Below are 17,248 nucleotides of genomic sequence, written 5' to 3'. Positions count from 1 at the left end.
CCGGACCTACCAGGGGCCGAAGACGCGTTCGCCGGTGGCGGCGATGGCGGTGCACAGGTCGGCGACCTCGACGCCCTTGACCTCGGCCATGAAGCGCACGGTGTGCGGGACGAGGTAGGAGGCGTTGGGCTTGCCGCGGTGCGGGATCGGGGTGAGGAACGGGGCGTCGGTCTCGACCAGGATCAGGTCGAGCGGCGCCGCCCGCAGCGCGTCGCGCAGCGGCTCGGCGTTCTTGAACGTGACGTTGCCGGCGAAGCTCATCACGTAACCGCGGTCGGCGCAGACCTTGGCCATGTCGCCATCGCCCGAGAAGCAGTGGAAGACGACCCTGTCGGGGGCGCCCTCCTCCCGCAGGATGCTCAGCACGTCGTCGTGCGCGTCCCGGTCGTGGATGACCAGGGCCTTGCCGCTGCGCTTGGCGATCTCGATGTGGGCGCGGAACGAGCGGTGCTGGTCGTCCTTGGGCGCCCAGTCGCGGTAGTAGTCGAGGCCGGTCTCGCCGATCGCCCGGACCCGCGGCTGCTCGGCGAGCCGGCCGATGTCGGCGAGGACGGCCTCGTCGACGTCGGTGGTCTCGTTGGGGTGGATCGCCACCGCCGCGTAGACGTTGTCGTGCTCGACCGCGGTCTCGGCGGCCCAGCGGGACGACGGCAGGTCGCAGCCGATGGTGACGATGCGGGTGACGCCGGCCGCCCTCGCCGCCGCGACCTGCTCGGTCACCGGCGTCTCGACGATGTCGAGGTGGCAGTGGCTGTCGAAGACGTCGACCGGCAGCGGGTCGGGCAGGGGCGGGACGGCGCGGGAGGCCAGCCCGCCCTGCTCCTCTCCGCTCATCGGCCTTCCTCCAGCCGCGCCAGCTCCTCGTCGACGATCGACTCGTCGAGCTTCTTGAAGAGCGGCGTCGGCTTCACCAGCGGCGCTCCGGCCCTGATCGGACGCGACTCCCACACCGCCTGGGTGTCGTAGTCGCCGGTGAGGATCGGGTAGTCGGGGCCGCCCTCCTCGGAGACGGTCTCCAGGCGCGGCACGCCGCTCCACTCGCCCTCGCCGCCGAGCATCTCGAACACCTTCTGCGAGGAGCTCGGCAGGAACGGGGTGAGCAGCGACTTGGCGTCGTCGACAACCTGGAGCGCGACGTGCAGGACGGTGCCCTTGCGCACCGGGTCGTCCTTGATCTTCCACGGCTCCTGCGCGGACAGGTAGCCGTTGGCCTCGCGGACGACGTCGAACGCCTCGGTGACCGCGTTCTTGAACCGCGAGCGGCCCAGCTCGGCGCCCACCGCGGCGAAGCCCGCCCTCGAGCGCTCCAGCAGCGCCCGGTCGGCGTCGGTCAGGTCGACGGCCTCGGGGATCGCGCCGTAGTCCTTGGCGGCCATGTTGACCGACCGGTTGACCAGGTTGCCCCACTGGGCGACCAGCTCGTTGTTGTTGCGCTCACGGAAGTGCTGCCAGGTGAAGTCGGTGTCCTGGTTCTCCGGGCCGGCGATCGCGATGTAGTAGCGCAGCGCGTCGACGTCGTAGCGCTCCAGGAAGTCCTTCACGTAGATGACGACCTGCCGCGACGAGGAGAACTTGCGCCCCTCCATCGTGAGGAACTCCGACGACACGACCTCGTCGGGCACCCGCAGCGCGCCGAGCGACCCGGGCGTGCCGCCCTTGTCGCCCTGGCCGCCGTAGCCGTAGAGCATCGCCGGCCAGATCTCGGCGTGGAAGACGATGTTGTCCTTGCCCATGAAGTAGTAGGTGAGGGCCTCGGGGTCCTGCCACCAGGCCCGCCAGGCCTCGGGGTCGCCGGACCGGCGCGCCCACTCGACCGAGGCGGAGAAGTAGCCGACCACGGCGTCGAACCACACGTACAACTTCTTGCCGGGGTTGTCGCGCCAGCCGTCCAGCGGGATCGGCACGCCCCAGTCGAGGTCGCGGCTGATCGCCCGCGGCTGCAGGTCGTCGAGCAGGTTGAGCGCGAACTTGAGCACGTTGGGCCGCCAGTCGCCCTGCTTGGAGCGCAGGTAGCGGCCGAGCACCTCGGTGAACGCGGGCAGGTCGAGCATGAAGTGCTCGGTCTCGACGAACTTCGGCGTCTCGCCGTTGATCCGGCTGACCGGGTTGATCAGGTCGATCGGGTCGAGCTGGTTGCCGCAGTTGTCGCACTGGTCGCCGCGCGCGCCGTCGTAGCCGCAGATCGGGCAGGTGCCCTCGATGTAGCGGTCGGGCAGCGTGCGGCCGGTGGACGGCGAGATCGCGCCCATCGTCGTCTTGGGGAAGACGTAGCCGTTGTCGTAGAGCCCCTTGAAGAGCTCCTGCACCACGGCGTAGTGGTTGTGCGTGGTGGTGCGGGTGAACAGGTCGTAGGACATGCCGAGGCCGAGCAGGTCCTCGGCGATCACCCGGTTGTAACGGTCGGCGAGCTCGCGCGCGCTGACGCCCTCCTTGTCGGCCTGCACCTGGATCGGCGTGCCGTGCTCGTCGGTGCCGCTGACCATCAGGACCTTGTTGCCCGCCATCCGCTGGTAGCGGCTGAACATGTCGGCGGGCAGCGCGAATCCGGAGACGTGCCCGATGTGACGGGGCCCGTTGGCGTACGGCCAGGCGGGCGCGGTCAGGATGTGTCGGCTCGACGAGGACATGAAGTCAAGGGTAGAGGGCACACGACCCGCCCTCGAACCGATATCGGGGCCTCCGTCTGCGGCAGGACCTCGGATCACGTAGATTCGACGGTCATGGCCGTCGTCCCCGTGCACCCGTCCGAGGCCCCGAACCAGAACGGCGCGGCGGATCCCCCCGCGCCCGCCAGGCCGCGGCGGCCGCTGCTCCGGCGCCGCGTCGTGGGGTTGTCGGCGCTGGTGGCCGCGGCCACGGTGCTCGTGCAGTGGGTGATCATGACGCCGCCGCTGTACTTCGACCCGTACTACGTGTGGGAGGCGGCCCGGCGCTGGCCGGACGTCCCGCTGGCGCAGTGGCCGTTCGTCGAGGTCCCGCACCAGGTGACCCGGCTGGGCCTGGTGTTGCCGGCCAGGGCGGTCCAGGAGCTGCTGGGCGAGGGCCAGGCCGCCTACTTCGTGATCACCGCGCTGGCGGGCTGCGTCTTCTTCGTGGGCTGCTACCTGGTCGTGCGGTCGCTGTTCGGCGACCTGGCCGGGCTGGCGTCCGTGCTCGTCCTGCTGGCGCACCCGTTCTTCACCCAGAGCAACCCCTACGGCCAGGAGGTCACCTGGTCGTTCGGCGTGATGTTGCCGGACATGCCGGGCGCCGGCCTGTACGCCATCGGGATGGCGGCGCTGGTGGTGGCGTCCCGGCGGACGGATCGTGCCCAGACGCACTTCCTGCTGGCCGCCGGCGCGTGCTTCGGCTCGGCGTTCCTGGTGCGGGAGTTCCTGGCGTTCCTGTTCTTCGTGATCCCGGTCTACCTGTGGCTGCTGCGGATCCCCTGGCGGCGGAACGTCACGGTCGCGGCGCCCATGGTCGCCATCCTGGTGGCCAACCTGGTCCACAACGCGATCGTGTGGGGCGACCCGATGGCCGGCCTGATGTCGGCGGCGAGCCACGGCGGCCTGTCCCGCGACCACGTGACGCGGATGCTCGCCCTCAACTCGTTCTACCGCGCGATGGACGACTGGCACTGGATGGGCGTCGTCTTCGTCCTGGCGGCGGTGCTCGTGGTCGTCGGCCTGGTCGTCACCCGGGACCGCCGGCTGGCCCTCACGCTGGTGTGGTTCCTGAGCCTGGCGGTGCCGCTGACGCTCCTGGCGGGCGTGCTGGATCCCCAGGACATCTCGCTGCGCGCCTGGCTGCCGCGTTACTGGTTCGCCGTCATGCCCGCGCTGCTGGCGGGCGGCTTCGGCTCGGTGATCCTGCTGGCGCGCCGGTTCGCCCCGGGCCTGCGGGCCCGGCCGCGGGGCCGCGCGGCGGTCGCCGCGGTGATGGCCGCCGTCGCGGCGGCGTACGTCGTGACGGCCGTGCGGGAGGTCCCGTCCCTGCCGCGCGACAAGGCGTGGAACGAGCTGCGGGTCTGGCTGGACGGCCGGGACGACCTGCCGGTGCTGGCCGCCGACCGGCGGCTGGCGCAGACGCTCACCTTCTACACCCGCTCCCCCTGGGGCGAACGGTCGTGGGACGGCGAGATCCGCGATTTCCCGCACGACATCGCGGCGCTGCCGTCGGCGGCGTACGAGACCCCGATGTTGTTCACCCGGTGGCGCGGCCAGGAGTACCAGATCGCCGGTGGCGTGCGGCTCGCCCCCGACACCGGCTGGCGGCGGCTCTGGCGTTCGTCCGACGGCGTCCTGGAGATCTGGGACTACACCCGCTGACCCGGCGCCGGCCGGCGTGCGCCGATCGCACCGGCGTCAGTCGATCGACCAGGCGACCCAGTCGCCCTCGGGGCCGCGGCGGCTCTGCACGACCTTCCAGCCGGCCGGCGCCTTGGGCCACGACGCGGCGGGCGGCCGTCCCTCCGGCCAGACCATCAGCACCCGGTCGACGCCGACCGGCGGCTGGACCCAGCGGCTGTCGAAGATCTCGATCTCGGTCCACCAGATCCAGTGCACCTGCTGCATCCGGAGCTTCCACGGAATGTTCCAGTCGATCGCCACGGCGGGACGCGTGTCGGCCTTGATCACGTCACGGATGTCGGCGTTGGCGGTGATCTCACGGGCCAGCGGCCGCGCGATCTGCGTGATGGACGCGGTGACCGCGGCGAGCTGGACCGCCGCCAGGAACCCCGTGAGCAGGGCCGTCCGGTGGCGCGGCTGCTTGGGCAGCAGCGCCGCGCCCAGGCACAGCCCGAGGATGGCCAGCCCGGCCAGCGTGGCCCGCCAGAGGTGGAAGCTCTCCCAGTCCCAGGTGAGGAAGGCCGACTCGGGGAAGTCGTAGAGCGTGAACTCGTAGTGGCTCAGCCGGTCGCCCGCGTACAGGTCGACGATGACCGCGAGGACGACCGCCGCCGCCGCGACCGTCGCGGACGCGATCACCGCGGTGCGGCGGGAGGCCTTGAGCAGCACGGCGGCGCCCAGCGCGAAGAACACCGGGGTGAGGCAGGCCAGGTAGCGGCCGTAGACGTAGTTGCCGATCCGGTTCTCGTCGGGCAGGGCCGCCGACGAGGCCAGCGCGATCCCGGCCCAGGCCGCGACCAGGGCGATGGCCAGCACGCGCACCCGGCCCGGCGTCCCGCGCCGCACGGCCGCCGCGATCACCGCGATCAGGCCGATGCCGGCCAGGCCGCCGGTCGCCACGATCTGGTACCAGGCCTGCCCGGTGCCGAGCCCCAGGGTCCAGCCCCATCCGTCCAGCGAGGTGAGGCGCTCGGCCACGTTCGCGCTGAGATGGTTGTCGCCGTCGGGGTACAGGTGCGGGAGCAGGGCGCGGTTGAGCAGCATGCCCGCGCCGGCGGTCGCGGCGGTGGCGGCGGCCGCGACGGCGATCGACCAGCGCGGCCGCCAGCGCGCGACCGCGGCGACGGCGAGCAGGCCGCCGTGCACCAGCAGCACGATCAGCCCGCGGGTGTGGCAGGAGTAGGCGTACGCGGCGATCACCCCGGCGCCCGACCCGTACGCGGTGACGCGGAGCGGGGAGGCCTTGCTGACCAGCCAGGAGTGCGCCAGCAGCAGCCAGGCCAGGACGAGCACCGGCATGACGGCGTCGGTCAGGACGAACTCGGAGTAGAACACCACCGCGGGCAGCAGGGCGGTGGCCGTCGCGATCGCGTACGAGCGGCGCCGGGACATCGCCAGCCGGCGCAGCAGGCCGTAGGCCAGCGGCAACGTCAGCGCGCTGATCAGGGCGTTGACGACCAGGGCGATCTGGTGGACCGTCTCCGGGTCCTCCGACAGCCAGAAGGCCGGGAGGATCAGCAAGGGGTAGCCGCCCCGGTAGACGGTGCCGAACGACAGGTCGGCGTCGGGTCCCCCGGTGAGCACCCGGGCGGCGAACAGGTATCCCGTCTCGTCGGGTGTGGCGATCGGCACGTTCTGCCCCGCGGCGAACCACAGCCGCACCGCGACCTGGACCAGCCACCCCAGCAACAGGAGCAGACCCCATCGCCGGTGGAGGCGCTCGGTGCGCAGCGGGCCGCGGCGGGTGGGGTGGGCGGGTGGGCGGGCTACCGAGACCGGCGGGGAGGACGAACTCATACGCGGCCGGGCAGCATCGGGCCTTCGGTCACAAGCAGGAGATCCATCGCTGTGACAGCTTGTCACAGCTCAGCGAATGCTCACGCGGGCGGGGCGGAAACGTTCAGCAAGTTCTCAGGCTCGCCGAGCCTCCGCCCCGCACGTCCCGAAGCGGGGCTCCGGACGTCTCCTCGGGCTTCTCCGCAGGCCTTACTCGGTCGTCGTCGCCGTCGCGCCGGCCTCGGGCTCGGCGGCCAGGACGGCCGCGGCGGCGCTCTCCTCGGCCTCGCGGGCGGCCCGGTGGGCGGCGGCGTCGACCACGCCCGCGGCCTCCTCGGCCGGGTCGCTGAGCGGCGGGTGCTGGCGGCGGCGGATGCCCAGGATGCTGACGAACAGCGAGGCGAAGATCGCCTGGAGGCTCATCACCAGTGCGGTGGCCGCCGGGACGACCATGCGCAGCGACTTGCGCGGGTCGAGCTCGCCGAAGCTGTTGACCTGCCAGTGCATGAGCGAGGCGACCAGGCCGCCGAGACCGGCCACGGCCAGCAGGCCGCCGAGCAGGAGACCGCGCTCCAGGCTCCACCAGTCGATGATCCTCTTGACGCGTGGATCATGCGGCAGGAATCCCTCCTGCATGGCGTACACCTTGGTCAGCAGCGCGAACAGCACCGCCTGGAAGCCGATCACCAGCGCGGCGCCCGCGCCGACCAGGGTGTCGACGTCGAACGCGATCTCGCCGACCCGCACCGGGCCGAACGACAGCGCGATCCCGGCGGCCAGGCCCACCGTCATGAAGATCAGGCCGGGGATGAGGAACAGCCAGCGCGGGCTGTAGAGCATGAGGAAGCGCAGGTGGCGCCAGCCGTCGCGCCAGGTGTTGAGGTGCGGGGCGCGCGTCCGGCCGTCGGGCGACAGCGTGGTCGGGCGTTCCCGGATGTCGTACTTGGCGAGGGTGGCCTTGACCACCATCTCGCTCGCGAACTCCATGCCGCCGGTCTGCAGGCCGAGCCGCAGGATCGACTCCTTGTTGAAGGCGCGCAGCCCGCAGTGGAAGTCGCCGATCTTGCTGCCGAAGAACAGCCGGCCGACGAAGCTCAGCACCGGGTTGCCCAGGTAGCGGTGCAGCGCCGGCATCGCGCCGGGCGCGATGCCGCCCTGGAACCGGTTGCCCATGACCAGGTCGGCGCCGTCGCGCAGCTCCTCCAGGAAGGGGCCGAGGGTGGCGAAGTCGTAGGAGTCGTCCGCGTCTCCCATCGCCACGTACTTGCCCTGGGCGGCGCGGATGCCGCCCATGAGGGCGTTGCCGTAGCCCTTTTCGAGGACGGGCACGACGCGGGCGCCCGCGTCGCGGGCCAGCTGCTGGCTGCCGTCGGTGCTGCCGTTGTCGGCGATGACGACCTCGCCGTCGATGCCGTTCTTCTCGAAGAATTCGATCGTCTTGCGAACGCAAGTCTCGACCGTCTCGGCTTCGTTCAGGCATGGCATCACTACGGAGAGTTCCACGCGAGCTCCTTCGCTACCGCTCGTGACCGTCTGCGGTATTTTCAACTAGTCTCGTTGTGTTCCGCTGGGCGGCCCGTCCTCACCCAAGGCGCCTGCCGGAGACGGGTGACGCGCCACTCCGCACAAGGGCGTTTTGGAGTGTGTTGCGTGTTCGCAACCCGAAAACCCTCTTCACAGAGGCCGCGGACGGCAAGCTAGGACGTCAAGCATAAGGGCTCCGCGGCCCGGAAAGGTTGGGTCGGCGTTGACGGGTGCCAAAAAGTCCAGAGCCTCCGATTCGGGGGCCGCGTTCACGGGAGGAGGCACGGCTGTGACGGGGGATGCGTCGCACCACGCCGTGCTACAGGACGTCAGATCCGGTGAAACCGCCGGTCAAAGCACCGCCAAGTCCGCCACGGCCACCGCCACCACGACCACCGGGACCACCGCCGGAACGACCACCGAGACGCCCGCCCCGACCGAGGAGGCGGGCGCCGGCGAACCCGCGTCGTCGGGCCCTCCCGGCCGCCGGCCCGGCGCCGCGGAGATCGGCCGCCGCCTGCGCGGGGCCTCCCTCGGCACCGCCCGCCGGACGCGGGCCAGGGCGCGCCGTCACCCGATCTTTACTGTGATTCTCGCGACAGCGGCCCTGCTGCGGATCTGCGCGATGATCGGCTACCAGCCGGCGATGTACTTCAACGACACGTTCGACTACCTGCACGTGGCGATGAAGCCCTACCCGCACCCGCTGCGGCCCGACGGCTACTCGTTCCTGCTGCTGATCCTGCGGCCCTTCCACAGCTTCGCCCTGGTGGTGGGCATCCAGCACCTCATGGGCCTGGCCATGGGCGTGATGATCTACGCCCTGCTGCGGCGGCGGTTCGGGCTGCCCGGCTGGGGCGCCGCGCTGGCCGCCGCCCCGGTGCTGCTGGACGCCTACCAGATCCAGCTCGAGCAGCTCGTGCTCTCCGACACCCTCTTCACGTTCCTGGTGATCTCGGCGGTCACGCTGCTGCTCTGGAACGACACCCTCACCTGGCGGCTCTCGGCCGCGCTCGGCCTGATCATCGCGCTCAGCTGGCTGACCCGCTCGGTCGGCCTCCCCGTCCTGCTGGGCGTCCTGGCGTTCATGCTCATCAAGCGCACCGGCTGGCGCACGATCGCGGTGATGCTGGCGACCTGCATGTTGCCGATCGTCGCGTACATGGGCTGGTACAAGGTCGACCACGGCAAGTTCGCGATGACCGAGAGCAACGGGATCTTCCTGTACGCGCGGGTCTACAAGTTCGCCGACTGCCACAAGATCAAAAACCTGCCGGTGGTCGAGATGCCGCTGTGCACCGAGCAGGTCAACCGGCTGCCCAACTCCCAGGACGGCATCTGGGACGCCGCCTCGCCGCTCAACCGCTACGTCGGCTACAAGTTCGACCGCGAGCAGAACGCCGTCGCCAACGACTTCTCCAAGCGCGCGATCATGGCGCAGCCCGACGACTACGCCCGCGTCGTGGCGGGCGACTTCTTCCGGGTCTTCCGGTGGGACCGCACCGTCTTCCCCGACCAGTCGACCTACGAGCAGTACGAGTTCGGCAAGACCTCCCGGCCGCTCCCCGAATGGCGGCTGGACGACGAGTACACCGCCGCGGGCGAGGCGGTCGCCTACGAGAACGGCCGCGCCCGCACCAAGGTCGTGGAGCCGTTCGCCGGGATCATGCGCGCCTACCAGGACGTCTTCTACCTGCGCGGCACCATGGTCGGCGTCCTGCTGCTGATCGGCCTGGCCGGCATCCTCGCGATGTGGCGTCCGCGCGAGTGGTTCGGCGCGGGCAGGCCCGGCGGGGCGGCGCTGCTGCCCTGGACGCTGGCGACCGGCCTGCTCCTCGCGCCGGCCGCCACCGCCGAGTTCGACTACCGCTACGTGCTGCCGTCGATCCCGCTGGCGGCGATCGCCGCGGGCATCACCTTCTCGCCGGCCGTCCGCGCCAAGTTCGCCGCCCTCAACCGGTGGCGCCGGGAGTCCGACGGCGACGGCGACGGTGACGGCGGCAAGGGTGGCGGCGGTGGCGACGGGCCCGGCGCCGGTGACGGGAGCGGCGGGCCGGCGCCCGCCGTCGAGGTCAAGGTCCTCGCGCCGGCCTCCAGCGAGTGATGTCCCGTGCGGACCCTCAGCGATCTGCGGCGGAACGCCGGACGCCTGCCCCGTGACCTCCTCGCCGGGCGATTCCCCCGCCGGCTCGCCGCCCGCCGCCGCGCCGCCCGCGACCGGGTGACGCCGCCGACCCTCCGCCGCAGGGCGTCGCGGCTGGCCGCGCGCGCCTGGTACGGGCACCGCGGGTTCGTCGTGGTGCTCGGCGTCGCCGCGCTGATCCGGCTCGTCGCGATGATCGGCTACCAGCCGGCCCTGTTCTTCAACGACAGCTACGACTACGTGCACGTGGCGGTGCGGCCGCACCCGCACCCGCTGCGCCCGGACGGCTACGCCTTCCTGCTGCTGATCCTGCGCCCCTTCCACAGCTTCGCCCTGGTGACGGCCGTCCAGCACCTCATGGGGCTGGCCATGGGGGCGATGATCTACGCGCTGGTGCGGCGGCGGTTCCGGCTGCCGCGCTGGGGCGCGACGCTGGCCGCCGTCCCGGTGTTGTTCGACGCGTACCAGATCCAGCTCGAGCACCTGGTGCTGTCGGACACCATGTTCACCTTCCTGGCCGTCAGCGCGGTCTTCCTGCTGCTGTGGCACGACACGCTCACCTGGCGGTTGTCGGCCGCGCTCGGCCTGCTGGCCGGGCTGGCCTGGCTGACCCGCTCGGTCGGCCTGCTGGTGCTGCTCGGCCTGCTGGGCTTCATGCTGCTCCGGCGGGCCGACCGCCGCATGATCATGGTGATGCTGGCCGCCGCGGTGTTGCCGGTCATCGCCTACATGGGCTGGTACAAGGTCGACCACGGCAAGTTCGCGATGACCGAGAGCAACGGGATCTTCCTGTACGCGCGGGTCTACAAGTTCGCCGACTGCCACAAGATCAAAAACCTGCCGGTCGAGGAGATGCCGCTCTGCACCGAGCTGGCCAACCGGCTGCCCAACTCCCAGGACGGGATCTGGAACGCCGGCTCGCCGCTGGCCCGCTACACCGGCAAGAAGTTCAGCCCCGAGACCAACGACACCGCCAACGACTTCGCCAAGCGCGTGATCATCGCGCAGCCCGACGACTACGGCCGGGTCGTGGCCAAGGACTTCCTCCGCGTCTTCGCCTGGGAGCGCACCGTCTTCCCCGACCAGGCCACCTACCAGCAGTACGAGTTCGGCACCCGCACCAGCGACATGCCCAAGTGGATGCAGGGCCGCACGGTCGACGAGGCGGTCCGCTACGAGAACGGCCGGGTCCGCCCGCACGCCGTCGAGCCGTTCGCCGGGTTCCTGCGCGTCTACCAGGACATCTTCTACCTGCGGGGCACCATGGTCGGCGTGCTCCTTCTGATCGGCCTGGCCGGCATCGGCGCGGCGTGGCGGCCCTGGCGCTCGTGGCGGCGGGGCGGACCGGCCGCCGGCGTCAACCGCGACGGCGCCGCCGCGCTGCTCCCCTGGTCGCTGGCCACCGGGCTGCTGCTGGCGCCCGCCGCGACCGCCGAGTTCGACTACCGCTACGTGCTGCCCGCGGTGCCGCTGGCCTGCGTCGCGGCGGCGATCGCGTGCTCGCCCGACGTCCGTGACCGGCTCCGCGGCCTGCGCCGGCCGCGCCGCCCCGAGCCCACCCCGGCCCCGGCGGGCCCGGCGGGCCCGCAGCCGGACGACACGGGAGGCGGCCTTCCCGGCAGGGTCCTCGTTCCATGAGCCGGCGGCTTCAGGGGTCCCGGTGGCTCGACCGGGCCCGGCGCCTGCGCGGCCACCGCGCGTTCCTCGCCGTGCTCGGCGTGGCGGCGGCGCTGCGCGTCATCACGATGGCCGGTCATCCGCCGGTCCTGTGGTTCAACGACAGCTACGACTACGTCCGCCTGGCGCTGACGCCGTTCCCCCACCCGATCCGGCCGATCGGTTACGGGATCTTCCTGTGGCTGCTGAAGCCGTTCCACAGCCTCACTTTGGTGGCGGGCCTCCAGCACCTCATGGGCCTCGGCATCGGCGTCATGATCTACGTGCTGCTGCGGCGGTACGGGCTGCCGGGATGGGGCGCGACGCTGGCCGCCGTGCCGGTGCTCCTGGACGCCTACCAGATCCAGCTCGAGCAGCTCGCGCTGTCCGACACGCTGTTCGCGTTCCTGGTGGTCGCCGCCCTCACCGTCGTGTTGTGGCCGCGGGAGCGGCGCGCCCCCTCGTCCTGGTGGTGCGCGGCCGCGGGCCTGCTGCTGTCCGCGGCCACGCTGACCCGCACGATCGGGCTGCCGGTGCTGCTGATCACGCTCGCCGTGCTGACCCTGTGGCGGGCGGGATGGCGGCGCGTCGGCGTGGTGGCCGTCACCGGGCTGGTGCCGCTGGTGGCGTACGCGGCGTGGTTCCAGTCGGTGAACGGGCAGTTCGCGATGTCCCGCACCGACGGCGTGTTCCTGTGGGGGCGCACGGCGGCGTTCGCCGAGTGCTCGAAGATCGACCCGCCGCCCGACCTGGCCGCGTTCTGCCCGCCGGGCGAGCCCGGCGAGCGCGCCGCCTCGTCCAGCCAGGTCTGGGGGAAGGAGTCGCCGACCGGGTTCCGGTACGGCGAGGTCTTCGACCCCGAGACCAACGACCGCGCGCAGGCGTTCGCGCTGGAGGCGATCAAGGCGCAGCCGCTGGACTACGTGAGGACCGTCGCCTACGACGTGTTCGTCCGGACGTTCTTCCTGACGCGCGCCCCGTACCCGTCGAAGTACGTCGCCGACCTCTACACGTTCCAGGAACGGGCGCAGCCGATGCCGGCCTGGCCGGTGTACGGGGGCGGCGATCCGGCGTCGGTGTCCTCGGCGTACGAAGGCGGCGACGCGCGCACCACCGTCGTCGAGCCGTACGCCTCGATCATGCGCGGCTACCAGAAGGTGGCCGCCCTGCCCGGGATCGTGCTGGGGGGCGTCCTGCTGCTGCCGGTCGCCGTCTGGTGGCGCCGCCGCGGTGCCCGCTCCGAGCCAGGCCGTGGCCGCCTCGGCGGCACGCCGGAGGCTCCGCGCGTGCTGCTGCCGTGGGCGGCCGCGGCGGCGCTGCTGGCGGTGCCGCCGGTCACCGTCGACTTCGACTACCGGTACGTGCTCGCCGCGGTGCCCCTGGCGTGCCTGGCCGCCGGGCTGGCCTTCAGGCGTGCGGAGGCCGGCCCGGAGGAGCCCGGCGAACGTCCCCTACCAGGCGTGCAGGCGGCGGAGCCGGAACACCAGCTCTAGGTCGTCGCCGGTGCGCGTCCTGGGCACGTCGGCCCGCTTGCCCCAGGGAGTGGAGAACGCCTTCACGTTCTGGCTCTCGCAGTTGGGGCAGACGTGGTCGGTCCAGGGTGTCGTGCAGCGGTGCCCGTCGTGCTCGTACACCACCGCCTCCCCACCGTGCCCGTCGGCGGTGTGCCGCACCTCGAACTGTTCTTCCCAGGTCGTGAAGCAGCACAGGCATTCGTAGACCCAGGCCTCGTGGCTCGACCATGCATCGCGCACGGTCCCCACCCCCTCGGTGACCGCCACATCGCGCTTCCTGGCACCAGTCTGGCCCCGCGCGGCTCTCACTTCCAGGATTCCCGGTACTGGAGCGTTCCGAACTCCATGGGGATCGCCTGTCGGTGGGATCCGCGGTGGTTCAGCCGTTCTTGCCGGCCACGACGGCGTCGAAGACGACCCGCTTGGGCACGCCGTTCTCCTTGGCGACGTCCGCGATCGCCTGCTTGCGATGGGTCCCGGCGGCCTCGCGGGCGGCGACCTCGGCCGCCAGGTCGGCCGGCTCGGACAGGCCCTCCGGCGCGGGCGCGCCGCCGACCACGAGCGTGATCTCGCCCTTGACGTCGTCGCCCGCCCACCCGGCGAGCTCGGCCAGCGGGCCGCGCCGGACCTCCTCGTAGGTCTTGGTCAGCTCGCGGCAGACGGCGGCGGGCCGATCGGCGCCGAACGCCTCGGCCATCGCGGCGAGCGTGGCGCCCAGGCGGCGCGGCGACTCGAAGAACACCATCGTGCGCGGCTCGGCGGCCAGCTCGGCGAACCGCCGCGACCGCTCACCCGGCTTGCGCGGCGGGAAGCCCTCGAAGCAGAACCGGTCGGTGGGGAGGCCGGACACCACCAGCGCGGTCGTCACCGCCGACGGGCCGGGCAGCACGGAGACCCGCACCCCCTCGGCGACCGCCGCCACGACCAGGCGGTAGCCGGGGTCGGACACGCCCGGCAGGCCGGCGTCGGTGATCACCAGGACGTCGCGGCCGGCGAGGAGCTCGTCCAGCAGCTCGGCCGCGCGGGCCCGCTCGTTCTGGTCGTAGTAGGAGACGATCCGGGCGTTCAGCTCGACGCCCAGGTCGGCGGCGAGCCGGCGCAGCCGCCGGGTGTCCTCGGCCGCGATGATCGCCGCCTCGGCGAGCGCGGCGCGCAACCGCGCGGAAGCGTCGTCGGGGCGGCCGATCGGCGCCGCCCCCAGCAGCAGGGTCCCGGTGGTCTGATCAGCCGTCACGCCTCCATTCTCCCGCCCGCCGGTCCCGCCCATGAACGCGCGGGCCGCCCGCACGGTCATGGCGCGCCCGACATCTCCCGGACTCGCCCTTACGATGGCGGGATGGCGATGACGGATTACGCGCCGGCGGACGAGATCCAGGAGCCGCGTGAGGGGCGCCGCGGGGGCTCCCTGCGCGAGTGGCTCTCCCCGCCGACCCCGGGCAGCGCCCTCGCCGGCTGGCTCGGCGCGCTGCTGGTGACCGCGTTCGCGGGCTTCCTGCGCTTCGACCGGCTGGCCAACCCGCACGCGGTGGTCTTCGACGAGACCTACTACGCCAAGGACGCGCTGGCGCTGCTGAACTTCGGGTGGGAGCACAGCACGGTCAAGGACGCCGACAAGCTCCTGCTGGCCGACAAGAACGCCGACATCTGGGCCGACGGGCCGTCGTTCGTGGCGCACCCGCCCGGCGGCAAGTGGATGATCGCCATCGGTGAGTGGATGTTCGGCGCGACGCCGTTCGGCTGGCGCTTCGTGCCCGCCCTGGTCGGCACCCTGTCGGTGCTGATCCTGTGCCGGGTGGCGCGCCGGATGACCGGCTCGACGCTGCTCGGCTGCGCCGCCGGCCTGCTGCTGGCGCTGGACGGGCTGATGTTCGTCACCAGCCGCGCCGCGCTGCTCGACATCTTCGTGATGTTCTGGGTGCTGGCCGGGTTCGCCTGCCTGGTCATCGACCGGGACGTCTCGCGGCGGCGCCTCGCGGACGCGGTCGAACGGGCGCACGCCGCGCCGGCCGGGCCGTTCGGCCCGTTCATCGTGCACTGGTGGCGCATCCCCGCGGGGGTCTGCCTCGGCATGGCCCTGGCCACCAAGTGGACCGGCCTCTACTACATCGCCGCCTTCGGGCTCATGGTCGTGCTCTGGGACTACGGCGCCCGCCGCGCCGCCCGGGTGCAGCGGCCGTTCGGCGGGGCGCTGCTGCTGGAGGCCGGGCCCGCGTTCGTGCAGATCGTCGTGGTGGCCGTGATCACCTACCTGGCCACCTGGTGGGGCTGGATCTTCAAGCCGGGCGGCTGGGGGCGCGGCGAGGTCGCGGGCTTCGCCCCGCTGCGGCCGTTCGAGGCGCTGTCCCCGCTGTGGAAGTACCACCGCGAGATGTGGAAGTTCCACACCGGCCTGGACGCCAAGCACCCCTACCAGTCGTGGCCCTGGGACTGGCCGATCCTGCACCGCCCGGTGGCCTTCTTCTACAGCGAGCCCAAGGGGCAGTGCGGCGCGGCCAAGTGCTCGCGCGAGATCCTCGGCATCGGCACCCCGGTGTTGTGGTGGGGCGCGCTGCTCGCGCTCGTCATCTGCGTGGGCCTGTGGGCGGTGCTGCGCGACTGGCGCGCGGGCGCGATCCTGCTGGGCGTCGTGGCCGGCTGGGCGCCCTGGTTCGTGCCGGCGTTCTCCGACCGGACGATGTTCCTCTTCTACGCGACCCCGATGGTGCCGTTCATGGTCCTCGGCGTGGTGCTGGTGCTCGGCTATCTCATCGGGCCCGCGCCCAGGCGGGCCGACGACCTGTCCGGGCTCGGCTCGGTGCCGTTGTCGAAGTACCTGCCCGAGCCCGGGTCGTCCGCCGCCGTCGGCACCCGCCGCATCGTCGGCGCCGCGGCGGCCGGCGCGTTCGTGCTGCTCGTCCTCGTCAACTTCGCGTACTTCTATCCGATCCTGGCCGCGAAGATCATCACCTACGAGCAGTGGCAGGACCGGATCTGGTTCAGGTCCTGGATCTGACGCGGCGGCGCCGGGCCGGACGCTCCTGGGCACCGCCCGCCGGCTCGTACGCCGGCCTCACCGGCTGCTCCCGGACGGCGGGACGCAGGGTGCGGGCGCCCAGGAGGCAGGCCAGCAGGGCCAGGACGCCGCCCGCGGCGGCGCCGGCGAAGGCGCCCGGGACTCCGGCCATGTCCTGGCCGATGCCCGAGACGGCCGAGCCGAGCGCGCTGCCCGCGCCCACCGCCGCGACCACCCAGGCGAAGGCCTCGGTGACCGTGCCGCTCGGCGCGAGCCGGTCCACCAGGGAGAAGCTGCACGCCAGCACCGGCGCCAGGAACACCCCGCTGACGAACGCCAGCACGGTCATGAGGGGCAGGCCGGGCGCCCAGACGAGCGGCACATAGCCCGCGGCCAGCGCGCCCAGGAGCCAGGGCAGGCGGCGGTGCGCCTCGCCCGGCCAGACGCGAGCGCCGTACACCAGGCCGCCGAGGAGGGCGCCGGCCGCCATGGAGGCCAGGAGCAGGCCGGACGCGAGGTCGTTGTGCATGCGCTCGGCGTAGGCGACCACGGCCACCGCGTACACGCCCAGTGCCACGCCCGCGAACGTCAGCCCGAGAAGCAGGACGCGCAGGCCGGGTGAACGCAGCGGGCCCGCCCAGTCGGCGGCCCGGGGCTCCCCGACCCAGTCGCGGGAGGGGCCGGAGGTGATGATCACCAGCGTCCCGGCGATGCCCAGGAGACCGGTGAGGATCAGGGCGGTCTCGGTCGACACCGCGGCGGCGGCGACCACGATCAGCGGGCCGACCGTGAAGAGGATCTCCTGGGCGGCGGCGTCCAGCGCGTACGCCGCCTGGACCTGGCCGGGACCGGGCAGCACGGCGGGCCAGAGCGCGCGGAGCCCGGCCTCCAGCGGCGGGGTGGCGAAGCCGGCGAGCACGACGGCCGCGATCGCGACCGGCAGGGGGTCGGCGCCGACGGCCGCGAGCAGCGTGAACCCGGCGGCCGACGCGAGCGCCGACAGCAGCAGGACGCGCGGCTGGCCGAGCCTGTCCATGGTGCGGCCGAGCACCGGCTGGCCCGCCGCCATGGCCAGGCCGAGCACCCCGCCCAGCGCGCCGGCCAGCGGGTATCCACCGCCCTCGGCCCGGATGTGGAGCACCACGGCGAGCATGCCCATGCCGTTGGGAAGCCGCCCCAGCAGGGTGCCGCCGAGCAGCCGGGCCGCGTGGGGCAGCCGCAGGAATTCGCCGTAGGCGCGCATGCGATCTCCGAAGTCATACGTATTACTTGTCCCGTCATACGTACCACTAAGGGGGCTCTCCCTTCTACC

Annotated in this window: 12 protein-coding genes; 5 read left to right on the top strand and 7 right to left on the bottom strand. The window is 72.3% G+C overall.

Annotation, left to right across the window (positions count from 1 at the left end; all coding sequences use genetic code 11):
* Positions 1-6: 6 nt before the first annotated feature.
* Both ABZ810_RS21725 and metG read right to left on the bottom strand, forming a co-directional pair.
* A complete protein-coding gene (locus ABZ810_RS21725; RefSeq protein WP_358405712.1) occupies positions 7-834 on the bottom strand; it encodes a TatD family hydrolase in 828 nt (275 codons plus the stop codon).
* Entirely contained in the window at positions 831-2,627 is a 1,797-nt protein-coding gene (gene metG / locus ABZ810_RS21720) for a methionine--tRNA ligase (RefSeq protein ID WP_358405709.1), read from the bottom strand. The genes ABZ810_RS21725 and metG overlap by 4 nt, the downstream gene beginning before the upstream one ends.
* A gap of 93 nt (positions 2,628-2,720) precedes the next feature.
* On the opposite strand from metG, the gene ABZ810_RS21715 reads away from it, so the two are divergent.
* Entirely contained in the window at positions 2,721-4,310 is a 1,590-nt protein-coding gene (locus ABZ810_RS21715; RefSeq protein WP_358405707.1) for a glycosyltransferase family 39 protein, read from the top strand.
* A gap of 36 nt (positions 4,311-4,346) precedes the next feature.
* Here ABZ810_RS21715 and ABZ810_RS21710 read toward each other — a convergent pair whose 3' ends face one another.
* Entirely contained in the window at positions 4,347-6,128 is a 1,782-nt protein-coding gene (locus ABZ810_RS21710) for a hypothetical protein (RefSeq protein ID WP_358405705.1), read from the bottom strand.
* A 189-nt stretch (positions 6,129-6,317) separates the two neighbouring features.
* The gene (locus tag ABZ810_RS21705) at positions 6,318-7,610 is read right to left on the bottom strand and encodes a glycosyltransferase family 2 protein (protein ID WP_358405703.1); all 1,293 of its coding nucleotides are present in this window, start codon (positions 7,608-7,610) and stop codon (positions 6,318-6,320) included.
* A gap of 310 nt (positions 7,611-7,920) precedes the next feature.
* On the opposite strand from ABZ810_RS21705, the gene ABZ810_RS21700 reads away from it, so the two are divergent.
* From ABZ810_RS21700 to ABZ810_RS21690, 3 genes are read left to right on the top strand one after another with little or no spacing between them, the layout of a single operon-like run.
* Positions 7,921-9,735, top strand: coding sequence for a hypothetical protein (locus ABZ810_RS21700; protein ID WP_358405701.1), 1,815 nt, complete (start codon positions 7,921-7,923; stop codon positions 9,733-9,735).
* A gap of 6 nt (positions 9,736-9,741) precedes the next feature.
* A complete protein-coding gene (locus ABZ810_RS21695) occupies positions 9,742-11,412 on the top strand; it encodes a hypothetical protein (protein ID WP_358405700.1) in 1,671 nt (556 codons plus the stop codon).
* Complete coding sequence (locus tag ABZ810_RS21690; RefSeq protein WP_358405698.1) at positions 11,409-12,923, top strand: phospholipid carrier-dependent glycosyltransferase; 1,515 nt, start codon at positions 11,409-11,411, stop codon at positions 12,921-12,923. Before ABZ810_RS21695 ends, ABZ810_RS21690 begins: the two co-directional genes overlap by 4 nt.
* Here ABZ810_RS21690 and ABZ810_RS21685 read toward each other — a convergent pair.
* Positions 12,882-13,184: a hypothetical protein gene (locus ABZ810_RS21685; RefSeq protein ID WP_358405696.1), complete on the bottom strand. Its 303-nt coding sequence runs from the start codon at positions 13,182-13,184 to the stop codon at positions 12,882-12,884. The two genes, ABZ810_RS21690 and ABZ810_RS21685, sit on opposite strands and share 42 nt — an antisense overlap.
* A 139-nt stretch (positions 13,185-13,323) precedes the next feature.
* A complete protein-coding gene (gene rsmI / locus ABZ810_RS21680; protein ID WP_358405695.1) occupies positions 13,324-14,178 on the bottom strand; it encodes a 16S rRNA (cytidine(1402)-2'-O)-methyltransferase in 855 nt (284 codons plus the stop codon).
* A gap of 102 nt (positions 14,179-14,280) precedes the next feature.
* Between rsmI and ABZ810_RS21675 the strand changes: the two genes are divergently transcribed.
* Complete coding sequence (locus ABZ810_RS21675; RefSeq protein ID WP_358405693.1) at positions 14,281-15,936, top strand: phospholipid carrier-dependent glycosyltransferase; 1,656 nt, start codon at positions 14,281-14,283, stop codon at positions 15,934-15,936.
* On the opposite strand, the gene ABZ810_RS21670 is transcribed toward ABZ810_RS21675, so the two are convergent.
* Positions 15,920-17,179 (bottom strand): MFS transporter, encoded by a 1,260-nt coding sequence (locus ABZ810_RS21670; RefSeq protein ID WP_358405691.1) that lies wholly within the window; start codon positions 17,177-17,179, stop codon positions 15,920-15,922. The two genes, ABZ810_RS21675 and ABZ810_RS21670, sit on opposite strands and share 17 nt — an antisense overlap.
* Positions 17,180-17,248: the final 69 nt, after the last annotated feature.

Source organism: Spirillospora sp. NPDC047279 (genome assembly GCF_040643285.1).
Classification (GTDB): domain Bacteria; phylum Actinomycetota; class Actinomycetes; order Streptosporangiales; family Streptosporangiaceae; genus Spirillospora.
The sequence above is the reverse complement of the archived record's forward strand: the minus strand, read 5'-3'. Positions and strand labels throughout refer to the sequence as shown.